The organism is Pseudomonas sp. RIT357 (genome assembly GCF_000632245.1).
Taxonomy (GTDB): Bacteria; Pseudomonadota; Gammaproteobacteria; order Pseudomonadales; family Pseudomonadaceae; genus Aquipseudomonas; species Aquipseudomonas sivasensis.
Genome location: NZ_JFYX01000029.1, coordinates 1 through 16,165 on the forward strand (window position 1 = coordinate 1; position 16,165 = coordinate 16,165).

At 61.5% G+C, this 16,165-nt stretch carries 16 protein-coding genes and 2 pseudogenes; 10 read left to right on the top strand and 8 right to left on the bottom strand.

Features of this window, described 5'->3' with window-relative positions; genetic code table 11:
* Positions 1 to 533 precede the first annotated feature (533 nt).
* Entirely contained in the window at positions 534 to 1,409 is an 876-nt protein-coding gene (locus BW43_RS10020; protein WP_032888408.1) for an undecaprenyl-diphosphate phosphatase, read from the bottom strand.
* Positions 1,410 to 1,587: 178 nt separating this feature from the next.
* Here BW43_RS10020 and BW43_RS10015 point away from each other — a divergent pair, with 178 nt between their 5' ends.
* The gene (locus BW43_RS10015; protein ID WP_032888441.1) at positions 1,588 to 2,094 is read left to right on the top strand and encodes a GNAT family N-acetyltransferase; all 507 of its coding nucleotides are present in this window, start codon (positions 1,588 to 1,590) and stop codon (positions 2,092 to 2,094) included.
* Here BW43_RS10015 and BW43_RS10010 read toward each other — a convergent pair.
* On the bottom strand, positions 2,072 to 3,016 hold the full coding sequence (locus BW43_RS10010) for a GlxA family transcriptional regulator (RefSeq protein WP_032888410.1): 945 nt from the start codon (positions 3,014 to 3,016) through the stop codon (positions 2,072 to 2,074). The genes BW43_RS10015 and BW43_RS10010 overlap by 23 nt on opposite strands.
* Before the next feature lie 173 nt (positions 3,017 to 3,189).
* Between BW43_RS10010 and BW43_RS10005 the strand changes: the two are divergent.
* The 3 genes and pseudogenes from BW43_RS10005 to BW43_RS09995 all read left to right on the top strand — a co-directional run bounded on the left by BW43_RS10005 (position 3,190) and on the right by BW43_RS09995 (position 5,693).
* Positions 3,190 to 3,817: pseudogene (locus tag BW43_RS10005) on the top strand (TetR/AcrR family transcriptional regulator).
* Positions 3,814 to 4,491, top strand: coding sequence for a type 1 glutamine amidotransferase domain-containing protein (locus BW43_RS10000; RefSeq protein WP_032888414.1), 678 nt, complete (start codon positions 3,814 to 3,816; stop codon positions 4,489 to 4,491). Before BW43_RS10005 ends, BW43_RS10000 begins: the two are co-directional and overlap by 4 nt.
* A gap of 77 nt (positions 4,492 to 4,568) precedes the next feature.
* A complete protein-coding gene (locus BW43_RS09995; RefSeq protein WP_032888415.1) occupies positions 4,569 to 5,693 on the top strand; it encodes an alkene reductase in 1,125 nt (374 codons plus the stop codon).
* A 122-nt stretch (positions 5,694 to 5,815) separates the two neighbouring features.
* On the opposite strand, the pseudogene BW43_RS09990 reads toward BW43_RS09995, so the two are convergent.
* The 3 genes and pseudogenes from BW43_RS09990 to BW43_RS09980 form a co-directional block, all read right to left on the bottom strand.
* A pseudogene (locus BW43_RS09990) lies at positions 5,816 to 6,007 on the bottom strand (zinc-binding dehydrogenase); the annotation flags it as partial.
* A 134-nt stretch (positions 6,008 to 6,141) separates the two neighbouring features.
* The gene (locus BW43_RS09985; protein ID WP_032888419.1) at positions 6,142 to 7,140 is read right to left on the bottom strand and encodes an NAD(P)H-quinone oxidoreductase; all 999 of its coding nucleotides are present in this window, start codon (positions 7,138 to 7,140) and stop codon (positions 6,142 to 6,144) included.
* On the bottom strand, positions 7,137 to 8,363 hold the full coding sequence (locus BW43_RS09980) for a YbfB/YjiJ family MFS transporter (RefSeq protein ID WP_032888421.1): 1,227 nt from the start codon (positions 8,361 to 8,363) through the stop codon (positions 7,137 to 7,139). Before BW43_RS09980 ends, BW43_RS09985 begins: the two co-directional genes overlap by 4 nt.
* Before the next feature lie 112 nt (positions 8,364 to 8,475).
* Here BW43_RS09980 and BW43_RS09975 point away from each other — a divergent pair, with 112 nt between their 5' ends.
* Both BW43_RS09975 and BW43_RS09970 read left to right on the top strand, forming a co-directional pair.
* Complete coding sequence (locus BW43_RS09975) at positions 8,476 to 9,351, top strand: LysR family transcriptional regulator (protein ID WP_032888423.1); 876 nt, start codon at positions 8,476 to 8,478, stop codon at positions 9,349 to 9,351.
* A gap of 74 nt (positions 9,352 to 9,425) precedes the next feature.
* A complete protein-coding gene (locus BW43_RS09970; RefSeq protein ID WP_032888425.1) occupies positions 9,426 to 9,812 on the top strand; it encodes a DoxX family protein in 387 nt (128 codons plus the stop codon).
* A 43-nt stretch (positions 9,813 to 9,855) separates the two neighbouring features.
* On the opposite strand, the gene BW43_RS09965 is transcribed toward BW43_RS09970, so the two are convergent.
* Positions 9,856 to 10,674, bottom strand: a complete 819-nt coding sequence (locus BW43_RS09965; protein WP_032888427.1) for an alpha/beta fold hydrolase — start codon at positions 10,672 to 10,674, stop codon at positions 9,856 to 9,858.
* Positions 10,675 to 10,822: 148 nt separating this feature from the next.
* On the opposite strand from BW43_RS09965, the gene BW43_RS09960 reads away from it, so the two are divergent.
* Complete coding sequence (locus BW43_RS09960) at positions 10,823 to 11,890, top strand: NAD(P)-dependent alcohol dehydrogenase (protein ID WP_032888429.1); 1,068 nt, start codon at positions 10,823 to 10,825, stop codon at positions 11,888 to 11,890.
* A gap of 137 nt (positions 11,891 to 12,027) precedes the next feature.
* On the opposite strand, the gene mntP is transcribed toward BW43_RS09960, so the two are convergent.
* Both mntP and BW43_RS09950 read right to left on the bottom strand, forming a co-directional pair.
* Positions 12,028 to 12,591 (bottom strand): manganese efflux pump MntP, encoded by a 564-nt coding sequence (mntP, locus tag BW43_RS09955; RefSeq protein WP_032888431.1) that lies wholly within the window; start codon positions 12,589 to 12,591, stop codon positions 12,028 to 12,030.
* A 221-nt stretch (positions 12,592 to 12,812) separates the two neighbouring features.
* Positions 12,813 to 13,124 (bottom strand): hypothetical protein, encoded by a 312-nt coding sequence (locus tag BW43_RS09950; protein ID WP_032888433.1) that lies wholly within the window; start codon positions 13,122 to 13,124, stop codon positions 12,813 to 12,815.
* Between the two features lie 217 nt (positions 13,125 to 13,341).
* Here BW43_RS09950 and BW43_RS09945 point away from each other — a divergent pair, with 217 nt between their 5' ends.
* Genes BW43_RS09945 through BW43_RS09935 form a run of 3 tightly spaced genes read left to right on the top strand, consistent with a single transcriptional unit; the run spans position 13,342 to position 15,492 of the window.
* Positions 13,342 to 13,986, top strand: a complete 645-nt coding sequence (locus BW43_RS09945) for a secretin and TonB N-terminal domain-containing protein (RefSeq protein ID WP_032888435.1) — start codon at positions 13,342 to 13,344, stop codon at positions 13,984 to 13,986.
* A complete protein-coding gene (locus tag BW43_RS09940) occupies positions 13,983 to 14,528 on the top strand; it encodes an RNA polymerase sigma factor (RefSeq protein ID WP_032888437.1) in 546 nt (181 codons plus the stop codon). Before BW43_RS09945 ends, BW43_RS09940 begins: the two co-directional genes overlap by 4 nt.
* 37 nt (positions 14,529 to 14,565) lie before the next feature.
* The gene (locus BW43_RS09935; protein WP_032888439.1) at positions 14,566 to 15,492 is read left to right on the top strand and encodes a FecR domain-containing protein; all 927 of its coding nucleotides are present in this window, start codon (positions 14,566 to 14,568) and stop codon (positions 15,490 to 15,492) included.
* Positions 15,493 to 16,165: the final 673 nt, after the last annotated feature.

The window sequence follows — 16,165 nt, forward strand, 5'->3', positions numbered from 1 at the left end:
GTTCTCAATGGGGCCGCTTCGCAGCCCAGCGCGGGGCAAGCCCGCTCACCACAGAAGCAAGCTCACCGCAGAAGCAACTCATCTCAGAAGCAAACCCATCTCAGAAGCAAGCTCACGCTGGGCCGAGGCGTTGAAGCTGCAGGGGTTGATTCGCCAGGTTTGGAGCGATTGCCAAAGCCGGGGCTGAAGGCTGCATTACGAGAGTGGGCATGTTCTTTGTGGTGAGCGGGCTTGCCCCGCGCTGGGCTGCGAAGCGGCCCCAAAACCTGCCCCCGTGATTTATCTGAAGAAACGCGGTGTTCTCAATGGGGCCGCTTCGCAGCCCAGCGCGGGGCAAGCCCGCTCACCACAGAAGCAAGCTCACCGCAGAAGCAAGCTCACCGCAGAAGCAACTCATCTCAGAAGCAAACTCACCACAGAGGTAACTCATCTCAGAAGCAAGCTCACCACAGAAGCAACCCATCTCAGAAGCAACCCCACCACAGAAGCAATCTCCCCACCGAAGCCCGCTCATTCCTTAAGCGCACACCGCCTTACCCGGCCAATAACCCGGTACTCACCGCCACAATCAGGAACACCCCCAGCAGCGCCCGGTAGATTACGAACGGCCAGGTGGAGAACCGCTCCAAAAACTTCATCAGGCCCCAGATTGCAAAAAACGCCGAGACGCTCGCCACCACCAGGCCAAACAACAGGTGTGGCCAGGCGTGGGCCGGCAGGTCGGCGCGCAGCAGCACCCACAGTTCTTTCAAACCGGCCAGGGCAATGGCCGGCAGGCCCAGCAGGAAGGAAAACCGCGCGGCTTCTTCACGTTTGAAGTTGAGGAACAGCGCCGCAGTGAGGGTTGAGCCGGAACGCGACACCCCAGGAATCAATGCGCCAATCTGTGCCACACCGACGATCAGCGCATCGCGCAGGCGCATCTCGCTCATGTCGCGGGTATGCCGGGCACGCAGCTCGGCCGCCGCCAGTAACACCGCCATCACCAGGCAGGAAATGCCGATCACCATCAAACCGCGCAATGGCGAGTTGCAGGCGTTCAACGTCGACGACAATGCCAGGCCGGCGATGCCAATAGGGATCGTCGCCAGCACGATTGCCACCGCAAGCTTGAACCAACGGTCGTTGTAGTCGCCCCGGCGCACCGCCCCGATGCTGCCCGTGGTCACCTGGCGCACATCGCGCCAGAAATAACTGACCACCGCCGCCAGTGCGGCCAACTGCATGGCCGCCGAAAAGGCCGAACCGGGATCCTGCCAGCCGAGCAGGGCGGGCACTACGCGCATATGGGCGGTGGAGGAGACCGGCAGCAGTTCGGTAAAACCCTGGATCACACCGAGGATAAAAATCTGCAGGTAATCCAGGGACGCAAAGCCCACATCCAGGCCGGCGGAACAGACGTTCGTCAAAATACGTGTCCTTCAGAAAAGGGAGATTTCGGCAAAGTCTATTCGAAATGTTTCAGCGCTTCGGCAGGGCCAACGGCTATTTGCAATCGGTTCAGCAAGTAGAAAGGTTCGCGGCGCTATTGGACTGCGCCGAGGTTTTGTGAACAATGGCGCCCTGCGTTTTTTGATCGAGAGCCTAATGCCTGAAACTACAGTGGAACTGATCCAGACCGGCCCTGAAGCATCCGAGTTGATCCGCAATCTCTACCAGTACTACGCCTATGAGTCGTCGGACTGGGAGCAGGAAGATGTCGAGGCGGACGGCCGTTTCTATATCCATGACGAACACCTGACGCGCTACTGGCAAGACCCGCAGTGGAGCGCCAACCTGTTGCTGGTCGACGGCTATATCGCCGGCTTTCTGCTGATCGAAGGCAGTGAGTTGCCTGGCATCGACGCCCTGGAACTGGCCGACCTGTTTATCCTCAAGCGCTATCGCCGCAAAGGCATCGGCCGCGCCATCGCCACCCAGGTGCTGTGCAGCGGCGTATCGGATTGGTTGGTGCGGTTTTATGACCAGGACGAAGTGTCCCAGGCGTTCTGGCGCGCGGTGTTGGACAACCTGCCGCGCCCGGTGCAGACCATCGAGCTGGACGATGAGCCGCAGTTGGTGAGCTATTTGATTACGCGTGCGGCGCTGCATTAAACGCCTGCTGCATCGCTTGGGGCGGTTGCCCGAACGCCCGTAGAAACGCCTGACGCATGCGCTCGCGATCACCGAAGCCGGTTTCGCGGGCCACCACTTCAACCGGGTGACGACTGGTTTCCATCATCGCCCGCGCCGCTTCCACGCGCAGGGCTTCGATGGCCTTGGCCGGGGTTTGTCCGGTTTCTTCGCGGAACACCCGGCTGAACTGGCGTGGACTCAAACGGGCAACATCCGCCAGCGCTTCCACGGACAGGTCATGGGTGAGATTCTCGCGGGCGTAGGCCAGGGCCAGTTGCACGCGGTCGGACTTGGGGTCCAGTTCCAGCAACGCCGACAATTGCGACTGCTCACTGCCGCGGCGCTGGGCGATCACCAGTTTGCGTGCAATGCGCCGGGCGAGGTCGCTGCCCAGGTCGTTCTCCACCATGGCCAACGCCATGTCCACACCGGCGCTCATGCCGGCGCCGGTCCACACTTGGCCGTCCACCACAAACAGTTTGTCTTCCTCCAGATGGATATCCGGGTAGCGCTTGCGAAACGCCGGGGCGTGAATCCAATGAGTGGTGGTGCGCTTGCCCTCCAGCAATCCGGCTTCGGCCAGTACAAAGATGCCCATGCACAACGAGGCCACTCGGCGTGATTGCGCCGAAGCGGCCTTGACCAACTCCAGCAGGTTGGCCTCCGGCAGGCGGAATTCCAGGTAGCCGCTGACGATCAGGGTGTCATAGCCCTCGGGCCGAATCGGCGAGGTGTTCACCGAAAAACCCTGGGAGGTCATCACCGCGCCGCCACGCTCTGACACCAGGTGAAATTCATAGGCGGGCTCGCCCCGCAACAGGTTCGCGCACTCGAACACCGAGCCCAGGCTGAGGCTCAGGGATTGAAAGTTCGGGTAAACCATCAGCGCAACGCTGTGCATCTTCATTCTCCAAGGGGCGCGGGGGGGTGGATTGTCGGCGCGTGCCGGGTAAACGGCAACCCGCCTCGGGCGATGTCCGGAATCCTTGCGTATCTGACATTGTGAGGGTTCGACTCGGCCCCTAACATTGCCTCAACGAACTAGACGACTGGTCTAATCGGTTGGAGTCAAGCATGAGCAGCGAAACCAAAAATACACGACAGACCATTCTGGATGCGGCGCAAGTGCTTGTCGGCCGCAAGGGATTTTCTGCGGTGGGCCTGAACGAAATCCTTCAAGCGGCCGAGGTGCCCAAGGGGTCGTTCTATCACTACTTCACCTCTAAAGATGGCTTCGGTGTTGTGTTGCTCGACACCTACTTCGACCACTACGTGCACGGTATGCAGCAACTGTTCGACCAACCGGGTTTATCCCAGCACGCCAAGTTGATGCGCTATTGGGACGCCTGGATCGACAATCAGACCGGCTGCACCGAAGCGGGCAAATGCCTTGCCGTCAAACTGGGTGCGGAGGTGTCTGACCTTTCAGAGCCGATGCGTTTGGCCCTGCAACGCGGCACTTCGCGCACCATTGCATTACTCGCTGTGGCGCTGCAGCGCGGCGTTGAAGACGGCTCATTGCGGCTTCAACACCGCCCACAGGACTTGGCCCAGCAGCTGTATGCGCTGTGGCTGGGAAGCAGTGTCATGAGCAAGATCACCCTTACATCCGCGCCGTTTGATGAGGCGTTGCTGCTGACCCGACAGTTGTTGGGTCACCCTGAACACACTGACATTCACTGATCGAGGCACTGGAAAATGAAAGTATTAATGGTACTGACCTCTCACGACCAGCTTGGCGACACCGGCCGCAAGACCGGCTTCTGGCTCGAAGAGTTTGCCGCTCCGTATTACGCGTTCAAGGACGCCGGCGCCGACGTGGTACTGGCATCCCCAGCCGGTGGCCAGCCGCCGTTGGACCCGGTCAGCGACGAGCCGGATGCGCAAACCGAGCAGACCCATCGCTTCGCGGCCGACTCGGCGGCGCAGCAGGCGCTGGCCAACACCGTCAAGCTGGACACGGTCAACGTGGACGCCTTCGACACGGTGTTTTACCCAGGCGGCCACGGCCCGCTGTGGGACTTGGCGGAATCGCCGGTGTCCATCGCGCTGATCGAATCCTTTGAGCGTGCCGGCAAGCCGATTGGTTTTGTCTGCCACGCACCGGGCGCGCTGCGTCACGTCAAGGCGGTCAACGGTGAGCCGTTGATCAAAGGCCGTCGCGTGACCGGTTTCTCCAACTCTGAGGAAGACGCCGTAGGCCTGACAAAGGTGGTGCCTTTCCTGATTGAAGATGAATTCAAGAAATTGGGTGGCAAGTATGAGAAGGGCGCCGACTGGGCATCCTTCGTTATCGTTGATGGCTTGCTGGTCACCGGGCAGAACCCCGGCAGTTCCAGCGATGTCGCCAAGGCCCTGCTGAAACTCACCGCTTAACTTAATCAACCGCTCGATTCGTTGGCGACTCTTTAGAGTCGCCAATGCTTTCGTGCGCCCAAAATTTGGAAAAATCCATGACTGACAACGTTTTAAGTACCCCGGTAAAACTGGGCAATCACACCCTGACTAACCGTGTCGTGCTGCCGCCGCTGACCCGCCAACGCAGCGCCCAGCCCGGCGATATCGCCACCGATCTGATGGCTGAGTATTACCGTCAGCGTGCCAGCGCCGGATTCATGGTCAGCGAAGGCACGCAGATTGAACCCCGTGGCCAGGGCTATGCCTGGACGCCGGGCATCTACAGCCCGGCGCAGATCGACGGCTGGCGCAAAGTCACCGACGCGGTGCATGCCGACGGCGGGGTGATCTTCGCGCAACTGTGGCATGTGGGGCGCGTGTCCCATAACGCCTTGCAGCCCGACGGCGCGGCACCCGTGGGGCCATCTGCGCTGGCGGCCTTGCAAGCCAAAGCTTTTATCGCCACCGGGCCTGGCACCGGCGAACTGGTGCAACCACCCGTGCCGCGTGCGTTGAGCACCGTTGAGGTCAAGCAACTGGTCGGGCACTACGCCCAGGCTGCGCGCAATGCCCTGGACGCAGGGTTCGACGGGGTGGAAATCCATTCGGCCAATGGTTACCTGGTCAACCAGTTCATCTCGGCCCATTCCAACACCCGCGACGATGAGTACGGTGGCTCACTGGAAAACCGTCTGCGCTTTCTGCGTGAGATCGTCGAAGCGGTCAGCGCCGTGGTCGGCCCGGAACGCCTTGGCGTGCGTTTTTCACCGTTGTTCAGCGGCACCGACGAAGACCGTGTGTACATCGGCCTGGTGGAAGAAGACCCGCACCACACCTACATCGAAGCGATCAAAGTACTGCAAGCGTCGGGCATTGCTTATGTCTCCATCGCCGAAGCCGACTGGGACAACGCGCCCATCCTGCCCGACAGCTTCCGTGAAGCCGTGCGCAGCACCTTCAGTGGCCGCATTATCTATGCCGGGCGCTACACCGCTGAACGCGGCGCGAAACTGGTGGAAGCAGGGCTGGCGGATTTGATCGCGTTTGGTCGGCCGTTTATCGCCAACCCGGATCTGCCGCAGCGGATATTCAACGGGTGGCCGCTGAATCCACTGCGGGAAGAGGGGATGTATGGTGGGGGTGAGGAAGGGTATATCGACTACCCCACGTACCTCGGGTAGTCATGCAACCAATGTGGGAGGGGCTAGCCCCCGATGGCGGCGGGACAGTCACAGCATCATTGACTGACCCACTGCAATCGGGGGCAAGCCCCCTCCCACATTTGCTATCTAGTGCCTGCTGGTTACGCGACCCGCAAGACAATCTTGCCAATATGATCCCCACCTTCCATCCGCGCATGGGCCTGGGCGGCGTCGGTGTATTCGTAGACCTTGTCGATGATCGGCAGGCAACGCCCGGCCTCCAATACCGGCCAAATGTATTCACGCAACTGTTCGGCAATCGCGGCTTTTTCATCCTTGCTGCGCGCGCGCAACCCTCGGGTAGTCATGCAACCAATGTGGGAGGGGGCTTGCCCCCGATGGCGGCAGGACAGTCACAGCATCATTGACTGACCCACTGCAATCGGGGGCAAGCCCCCTCCCACATTTGCTATCTAGTGCCTGCTGGTTACGCGACCCGCAAGACAATCTTGCCAATATGATCCCCACCTTCCATCCGCGCATGGGCCTGGGCCGCGTCGGTGTATTCGTGCACCTTGTCGATGATCGGCAAGCAGCGCCCGGCTTCCAGTACCGGCCAAATGTATTCACGCAACTGTTCGGCAATCGCGGCTTTTTCATCCTTGCTGCGCGCGCGCAACAGCGAACCGGTAATCATCGCGCGTTTGCCGAGGATGGTCAGCAGGTCGACGTCGTTGGCCTTGGCGCCGCCGAGGAAACCCAGCATTACCAAGTGGCCGTCCATGGCCAGGGCCTTGAGATTGTTGTTGAGATACGAGGCTCCCATGATGTCTAGGATCACATCCACACCCTGGCCGTCAGTCTGTTGGGCAATGACGTCGGCGAAGTCCTGCTCGCGGTAATTGATCGGCGTGGCGCCCAGCTTCGCAATGGCCGCGCATTTGTCGGCGCTGCCGGCGGTGGCGAAAGCCTGGATGCCGAATTCGCGGCACAGCATCAACGCGGTCGTACCGATGCCGCTGGTGCCGCCGTGGATCAGCACGCGTTGGCCGGTGTGCGCATCGCCGAGGCCGAACAGGTTGGCCCACACAGTGAAGAAGGTTTCCGGTACGGCGGCGGCTTGAATCCAGTCCATGCCCTCGGGGATCGGCAAAGCCTGGCCGGCGGGCACCGCGCAAAACTGCGCATAACCGCCGCCATTGGTCAGGGCACACACCTTGTCGCCCAGGCTGAACGCGGTCACGCCGTCGCCCAGCGCCACCACTTCACCGGCCACTTCCAAACCCGGAATCGGGCTCATGCCGGGCTTCATCGGGTATTTGCCCGCACGTTGCAGGGCGTCGGGGCGATTCACCCCGGCGGCGTGCACGCGGATCAGGATCTCGCCGGGACCGGCCACAGGCACGTGCGCCTGGCGCGGTTGGAGCACCTCTGGGCCACCGGGCGTGGTGATTTCGATCAGGGTCATGTCGTTAGGGAGCATCATTTGAAGTTACCTGCAGCGATGAGCGTATGGGGTGGGACCGCGTCGGGCGGCCGGCGGTTCAGCAAAAGCATGACCAGTTCCAGTGCAAGGGCGACCACTATCGCCCCGGCCGCGATCATGAACAACAGCGCATGCTGGCCGCCGCTCGCATTGAATAGGGCTGAGTAAGCGAAGCCTGCGACCGCCTGAAAGGTGGCAAAGGACACCGTGGCACGGCTCCAGGCGACCTGCTGTTGGTGATGATTGGGGATCAGTTCGTGCACCCGCGCCAGCGCCAGCGGCACGATGCCCGGCGGGAAGGAACCGAGGATGACCGCCAGTACCGCCAGGGCCGTAAACGAGCCGGCGAACGGCAACAAACCAACGGCAATCGCCTGCACCAGCAACACCACGCGGATGCTCAAGCGTGCGCCGAGCTTGTCTGCCAGGAACCCATAAGTGACGGGCCCCACAATCGAGCCCAGGCCGTACATCACCCAGATCATCGCGCCGATATGCGCCCCGGCACCCAGGCCGCGGGCCACGTAATCCACCAGAAACACCATCGCCGGCACCAGGCCCGCCGCCATAAAGGCGTATTGGGCAAACAGCAGGTACACGCCAGCAGGGGTCGGCAACGTGCTGCCCGCCGGTTGCGGTGCTTCATGCTGCGTGCCGTTGGGCCAGGCGAACCAACTGGCGGCCGTCAGCACCACCGCCAACAGACCGAGACCGAACCAGGTCTGCTGCAAACCCAGGCTCAGCAGCGGTGGGACCAGTGTGCCCGAACCGGCAATTCCCAAACCGATGCCCAGGAAGATCGCGCCACTGGCCAGGCCTCGGCGTGCGGCCGGTACATGGGGCAACACGGTCGCGGCCACCAGCACCATGATCGCGCCACCGGCAATGCCCGACAGCAGGCGCCAGCCAAAGAACCACGTCACCGACAACGGAAAACCACAGGCAAAGAACGCCAGGGTCACCGCCACCATCATCAGACGCAGGGCGCTTTTGTTGGAGCTGCGTTGGGCGAGGGGGCGGCCTATCAGCGCGCCGATCAGGTAACCCACCAGGTTGGCGGCGCCGAGGTACACCACGTCATTGGCGCTGAACCAGTGGGCCTGGATCAGCGATGGAATCAACGGCGTGTAGGCAAACCTCGCCAGGCCGATGCTGACCAGGCTGGCGCACAGGCCGGCGAAGATGGGCAGCCAGACGGCGCTGCGTGCTTGAGTGTCTTGCATGGTGGCGGTCCTGAGTATTTTTCTCTGGCGCCCAGCATATCGAGGAACGTCGGTGCAATAATGCAGCGATTACACAGCATAGTGATGCAGATATGCAGCATAAGGAGTACGCATGAATTGGGATGACGCACGGGTATTTCTGGCGGTATGCCGCGAGTCCACACTGCGCGGTGCCGCACGGGTGCTGGGGGTGGACCAGGCCACCGTCGGGCGGCGGGTCAACGCCCTGGAAAAGTCCTTGAGCGCGACGCTGTTCCTGCGCACCTCCGAGGGCTACGCCTTGACCGCCGTGGGCGAAGCCGCGTTGCACTCGGTGGAAAAAATGGAGCGTTCGGCCTTGGACCTGGAGCGGCAGATCCAAGGCCTGGATGACCGCCTGACCGGCACCGTACGGGTCAGCACCACCGATTCCCTGGCCATCGACTTTATGATCCCTGCGATTGCGCGCCTCCACGCCCAGCACCCGGATGTGCGCGTGCAGTTGGACGCATCGACCCAGTTCCTGAGCCTGGCCAAACGTGAAACCGACATTGCCGTGCGCAACACCCGTCCCGATAGCCCCGACCTGATAGCCCGTCGCATCGCTCGATGGCCGCTGGGGTTGTTTGCTTCCCAGGCTTACGTCGATCGCCACGGGATTCCCGAGCCCGGCAGCCTGTTTGAAGGCCACGATCTGGTGGTCTACCAACCCTATCTGCAAACCCACAAAGACCTGACCCTGGTGTCCGAACCCTTGGGCCGTGGGCGCATTGTCGCGGCGTTGAGTTCAAGCCTGCTGGTGCGCCGCTCCATTGCCGCCGGGCTCGGTATCGGCGAGATCCCGGTGTACACCGGCGAGCGTGACGGCCTGGTTCGCCTTTGGCCCGAGCGCACGCGGCCGGTGCCTTATGACGTGTGGCTGGTGACCCACGCCGACCTGCGCCACACCGCGCGGGTGCGGGTAGTCATCGATGAAATCGTCGCGGGGTTTGCGGGAACGGGGGAGTAAAGGTCAGCACAGGCTTGCAATCTTGGGGGGCGCTCTGTGGACACAATCGATGTGTCAACCAACAGGGAACACCTATGAACGAATCAAGACATCAGGATCTGGGGCTGTTGTTTCTGCGGGCGAGCGGGGCGTTGTTCCTGCTGTGGGTACACGGCTTGCCCAAATTGCTCAATTACAGCGAACAACTGAAGCTGATCGAAGACCCGTTTCACCTCGGCGCACACGTCACGCTGCTGCTGGCGATTTTTGCCGAAGTGCTGTGCCCGTTGCTGATCCTTGCCGGCGTGCTGGTGCGCCTGGCATGCCTGCCCATCCTGGCGGTGCTGTTGATCGCCATGGTGGTCGTGCATCCAGAGTGGACATTGTTTGAAGGGCAGTTTGGGTGGTTGTTGCTGATCCTCTTTACCAGCGTGCTGATCGCCGGGCCGGGGCGTTTTGTGCTCGGTAAGCGTTTTGCCTGAATAAAAAAAGCCGGGCAAGCCCGGCTAAATAAGGAGAGCGGTTTCAGCGCTTCAGGAACGCCAGCAAGTCTTCGTTCAACGCCTGGGCGTGGGTCACGGCAAACCCGTGGGGCGCATCTTTGTAGACCTTCAATTCGGCGCCCTTGATCATCTCGGCGGCCACTTTACCGGTGGTTTCGAACGGCACGATCTGGTCGCCATCGCCATGGATCACCAGGGTCGGCACGTCGATCTTGGCCATGTCCGGGCGGAAGTCGGTTTCGGAGAAGGCCGTGACGCAATCCACGGTCGACTTGAGGGACGCCAGCATCGCGATTTGCAGGGTCTGGGTCAGCGTACCTTCGGAAACGGTCTGGCCCTTGTTGATGCCGAAGAACGGCGTGTTGAAATCAGCGATGAACTGCGCACGGTCTTTCAGCAAACCGGCCTTGATACCGTCGAACACATCGGTCGGCACGCCCTGTGGGTAATCGGGCTTCTGGCCGAAGATCGGCGTCACTGCACCCAGCAGCACCAGGCCGGCTACCCGGGCACTGCCGTGGCGTGCGATGTAGCGCGCAACATCGCCACCGCCCATGGAGAAGCCCACCAGGGTCACCTCCTTGAGGTCCAGGTGTTCGATCAACTGCGCGATGTCATCGGCGAAGGTGTCGTAGTCGTTGCCGGTCCACGGCTGGTCCGAACGGCCAAAGCCACGGCGGTCGAACGCGATGGTGCGGTAACCACGGCTGCTCAGGTATTCCATCTGGTATTCCCACATGTCGGCATCCAGCGGCCAGCCGTGGCTGAACAGCACGGGCTTACCGCTGCCCCAGTCCTTGAAGTAGATCTGGGTACCGTCTTTGGCAACGAATGTGCTCATGGAAAACTCCTGATTGAGGGGGCGAGAAGACTCTAGCTCACTATTGCCGTAAACCTGACGAAGGGCTTGTATGGGTGTGCTTGGTTGAACGGTTCAGCGTCTATGCTGGTCCACTGACCTCTACCGTCAGATCACACAGGTGAACGAAATGGCCAAGACTTACAGCTACGCCGCCCAGAACGCCAAGGATGTCCTCAAGCCCTTTACCTTCGAGCGCCGCGCGCCAGGGGCGGACGATGTACAGATCGACATCCTGTATTGCGGCGTGTGCCACTCCGACCTGCACACCGCGCGCAACGAGTGGAACAACACCCTTTACCCGTCGGTCCCCGGCCATGAAATCGTCGGCCGTGTGACGGCAGTCGGCGCCAATGTCAGCAAATTCAAGGTCGGCGACCTGGCCGGTGTCGGCTGCATGGTCGACAGTTGCCAGCACTGCGCCTCCTGCGCCGAGGGCGAAGAGCAGTACTGCGAGAGCGGTTTTACCGGCACCTACAACGGCCCGGTGTTCGGCGGTGAAAATACCTTTGGCGGCTACTCGGACAGCATCGTGGTCAAGGAGAAGTTCGTGCTGCGCATTTCCCACGACGATTCCAACCTGGCCGCCGTGGCGCCGTTGTTGTGTGCGGGCATCACCACGTATTCGCCGCTGCATCACTGGAAGGTCGGGCCCGGCAAGAAGGTCGGTGTGGTCGGCCTCGGCGGCCTCGGCCACATGGCGGTGAAGATCGCCCACGCCATGGGCGCCGAGGTCACGCTGTTCACCACCTCACCCAACAAACGCGAAGACGGCCTGCGCCTGGGCGCCGACCACGTGGTGGTGTCGAAGAACCCAGACGAAATGGCCAAGGTCGCCAACAGCCTGGACTTTATCCTCAACACCGTCGCCGCGCCGCATAACCTCGATGCGTTCCTTAACCTGCTCAAGCGCGACGGCACCATGACCCTGGTCGGCGCCCCCGACAGCCCGCACCCGTCGCCGACCGTGTTCAACCTGATTTTCAAGCGCCGCAGCCTGGCTGGTTCGCTGATCGGTGGGATCCAGGAGACCCAGGACATGCTCGACTTCTGCGCCAAGCACGGGATTGTCTCGGACGTGGAGATGATCGACATCCAAGGCATCAACGAAGCGTATGAGCGGATGCTCAAGGGCGATGTGAAGTATCGGTTCGTGATCGATATGGAGAGTTTGAAGAAGGAAAGCCACGCGGCCTGAAAACTCGACCTCCAAGCCACCGTAGAACCCCTGTGGGAGGGGGCTTGCCCCCGATAACGGTAGTACAGTCACAGCATCATTGACTGACCCACCGCCATCGGTGGCAAGCCACCTCCCACATTTGTTATGTGTGCACGTCAGACCGAGAGATGCTCGTAAAGAATCGTCGCACCCACCAGCATCAACACCACGCCGCCGACCATCTCGGCACGCTTGCCCACCACGGTACCCAGCACCCGCCCGAGCATCATGCCGATGGTCACCATGGTCATGGTCGCCAGGCCAATCGCGGCGGAGGCCACCAGGATATTCACGTCGACGAACGCCAGGCCAACACCCACTGCCATCGCATCGATGCTGGTGGCAAACGCCGTGACGGCGAGGATCATGAACGAGTGCTGGGTCGGTTTCTCGGCCTCTTCGTCATCGGCCTTGAGCCCGTTCCAGATCATGTGCAGGCCCAAACCGACCAGCAGGGTGAAGGCGATCCAGTGGTCCCAGCTTTCCACCCAACGGGTGGCCACGTGGCCGATCGCCCAGCCGATCATCGGGGTGATGGCTTCGATCACACCAAAAATCACACCGGCACGCAGGGCTTCGGTCAAACGCGGTTTGTGCAGGCTGGAGCCTTTGCCGATGGCCGCCGCGAAGGCGTCCGTGGACATGGCCAGGGCGAGAAGAATCAGGGAAATGGGGTTCACGGTGAGGCTTCCAGTCGGGCTATAGGACACAACGACACAACCACGCGCCCGACTTTAGGCATGGATGTGTCGCTGGTCTCACCAACCGAAAAACGGTGTTCGCACCACGGCAGGTTGCCGAATATGTTGATACGAACGCTTCCAACGGGGTCAGAAGCCGGTTACTCCCCAACGAGGTGGCCGATCATAGGGGGGCAAAGATGAAAATTTCGTCAAAAGGCTCACGGCCGTTGCGGCTTGACCGACGTACCAAACGTATTGCCCATGCGCACGCTGGTTGCCGCCGGGGTGGATAAGCCCACGGCGTTCGGCGGCCGCTGCTCGATAGAAAGATGCTGCGCCTCACGGTTTTTCTTCGCCGCTTTGGTTGCATTCGTGTCATTGCCCATTTGTTGGCCCAGGCAGCCGTAATCCGGCGCCTTGTACCCATCCACCGTGACCTCGGTGCAACCGCTTGGCGCATTGTCGGCGTGGGCGAGTAAGGGCAGGGCGGCGCACAGCAACAGGCTGGCGAGGGTCGGGAGCAGCTTCATCATGGCCTCCTGGCAGGCCCGAAGGAGTGGGCCGGTATGGCTTGAGAGTCTAGTGCAGCGGGCTTCTCGTCACCGTGATGTTTTTTTTGCTATCACCGTAACATCAGGTTCATAAACGCGCCTCAGGATGACGGTTTTCTAGGGCGCGTCGGCCGTGCAGCGATGCTACGCAGGGGGTGAACAGGGAGCCTGGAGGCGCGCCGTATGCGTCCTGGTCTTGCTGTTGCTGCTGGCCGGTGGCGGGGTTGCGCGAGCGCAGTCGCCGCTGTTGCTGCTGAACCTGCCCGCGCAAGACCTTGAACACGCCCTGCAGGCCTATAGCCGCGCGACGGGGATAGCGGTGCTCGTGGACCGCGAGTTGACGCAGGGCCGACGCTCCCTCGCCGTGCGCGGTCGCTTCACGGCGCAGGAGGCTCTGGCGATGTTGCTGACAGGGAGCGGCCTGATGGCACGTTATGCACGCAGCGATGCGTTTACCTTGCAGTTGCCCGAGGTCAGCCAACCGCCCCCGGCGCATGGTGCGGCGGCCCGCAGTGCTGCGCGGATCAATAACAGCTACGCCACGGCCTTGCAGCAGGCCATCGAGACCAGCCTGTGCCGTTCGCCCCTGACTCGGCCCGGCAGTTTTCGTGCGCTGGTGCAGGTGTGGGTCAACCGCGACGGCATGATCGAACACAGCCGGCTGGTCAGCTCCACCGGCGATGAACAACGCGATGAAGCACTGGTCCGCAGCTTGGGCGCTGCACGGGTGGAACGCCCGGCGCCGAGTTCACTGCGTCAACCGGTGACTTTGCTCTTGATGCCCGACACCACAGGAACACGCATGGAATGCACAGCCGTAAAAGGAGCCTCGGGCGGATGAAAAATACCGGGCACAGCACGATGGTCAGCTTGTTCCTGGCCTCTTACGAAGATTTCAAGGTGCGTTTGCGCAAGCGTCTGGGCTCGGAGGACCTGGCCAATGACGTGTTGCACGAAACCTACCTGCGAGTCGACCGCATGGAGATGCCGCCGAACCTGGCGCAACCCAATGCCTACCTGTACCGCATGGCCCTGAACATCGCTGCCGACCGCCGCGAGGCCGACGCCCGTTTGCTGACCGGCAGCGAGGTGGAAGAACTGCTGCAAAGCGCCGACGAAGCCCAGGACCCGTCGCGGGTGGTGGGCGGTCAACGTGAAATCCAGTCCCTGGTCAAAGCCCTGTATGAACTGCCCTCGCGCCGACGCAAGATCCTGATCGCCGCCCGCCTGGAAGAGGCGCCGCACCTGGAAATCTCCCAGCGCTTCGGCATTTCCACGCGCATGGTCGAGAAGGAAATCAAGGCCGCACTGGGTCATTGCGCCAAACGTCTGGAAAGAAAAGTGATCCAGCGGTTCGGTCCCGGCGCCGGAAAACCGTCTTAGTGTTGAGTCCCTGATAAAACCGTGAGTATGTGCGCGCTTGAACATTTTTAGCCTCTCCATCGCTCGGCAATCTGCCGCCAGCCCCTTGCACGATGAAGCCCGCGACTGGCTGCTCCTGCTGACCTCGGGCCGCGCCACCGTGGCCGATGCCAAGGCCCTCAAAGCCTGGTGCGCCCAGAGCGCGGAGCATGCCCAGGCGTTTGAGCAGGCGAAGGGGTTATGGCAGCAATTGGCACCGGCGCTTGAGCAACCGTCTGCGCCGCGTCAGTTCGGGCGTCGCGCATTTCTGGGGGCCGCGATTGCCGCGTCGGCGGCGGTGGTGATGGTGCGCGTCGGCGTGCCGGGCGGGTTTTCCGGGCTGACGGCGGACTATCGCACTGAGGTCGGCGAGCAGCGCCAAGTGCTGTTGAGTGATGGCGTGAGCCTGGAACTCAATACCCAGACGCGCATCAGCCGGGTGGGTCAGGGGATTGAATTGCTCGAAGGCGAGGTCGAGGTCGTTGCCCACATTGCGCAGCCGCTCAAGATCCAGGCCGGGGAGGGCTGGGTCAGTGCGGCGCAGGCGCGGTTCAATGTGCGTCATACCGATCACAGGGTGTGTGTCACCTGTATCGAAGGGTCGCTGTCGGTGGACGTGGGCGGCAACAGCGTGAGTTTGGGCCGTGGTCGGCAAATGAGCTACGGCGCTGCCGGGGTCAGTGACGTGATCACCGTGGATACGCAGTCGGTGGTGGCCTGGCGTGAGCAGGTGCTGGTGTTTGACAACGCGACGTTGGCGACGGTGGTGGATGAGATCAACCGCTATCGGCCGGGGATGTTGGTGTTGCTTAACAAGGAACTGGGGCAGCGGCGGGTGCAGGCGCGGTTTAGTTTGCAGCAGTTGGCGGGCGTGGCGTTGTTGATACGGGATGCTTATGGGGCTAAGTGTACGGAGTTGCCTGGGGGGGTTGTTTTGTTGAGTTGAGGTGTGTCGGCGTACATATCCGTTAGGGTGTACGTATCCGTTAGGGTGTACATATCCGTTATTTAGGTAACGACGGCTTGTGGTTCCGCTCTTACAGCGGGTCACTTTTGTAAAGGCACAAAAGTAACCAAAAGGCCTTCGCCCCACCACTCGGTGCCTCGCCTAGGCTCGGCATGCCCGTAATCCGACATTGATTTGGGGGCCGCCGCCACGCGCCATCCATGGCGCAGGGCGGCTAAACCGGCATCCCTGCCGGTTTACCCCCCAAATCAACGTCGAATTCCGGCCATCGTGGTTGACGGGGCGATTTCAGATCAAAAGCAAGAGCGCGGCGGCCTTAGAGCCGACCGGGTTCTTAAGCCGAACTCCGTCCAAATGTGGGAGGGGGCTTGCTCCCGATGAGGGTGTGTCAGTTGATGCAGTTGTGACTGACCCACTGCCATCGGGAGCAAGCCCCCTCCCACAGTTTGATCTCCATAGATCAGACAGATAGGTTCTAGCCTGCTGTTCTGCTGTTCTGCTGTTCTGCTGTTCTGCTGTTCTGCTGTTCTGCTGTTCTGCTGTTCTGCTGTTCTGCTGTTCTGCTGTTCTGCTGTTCTGCTGTTCTGCTGTCCCGCTGTTCTGCTCTTCTTTTGCTCTGCTGTTCTGCTCTTCTTTTGCTCTGCTGTTCAGC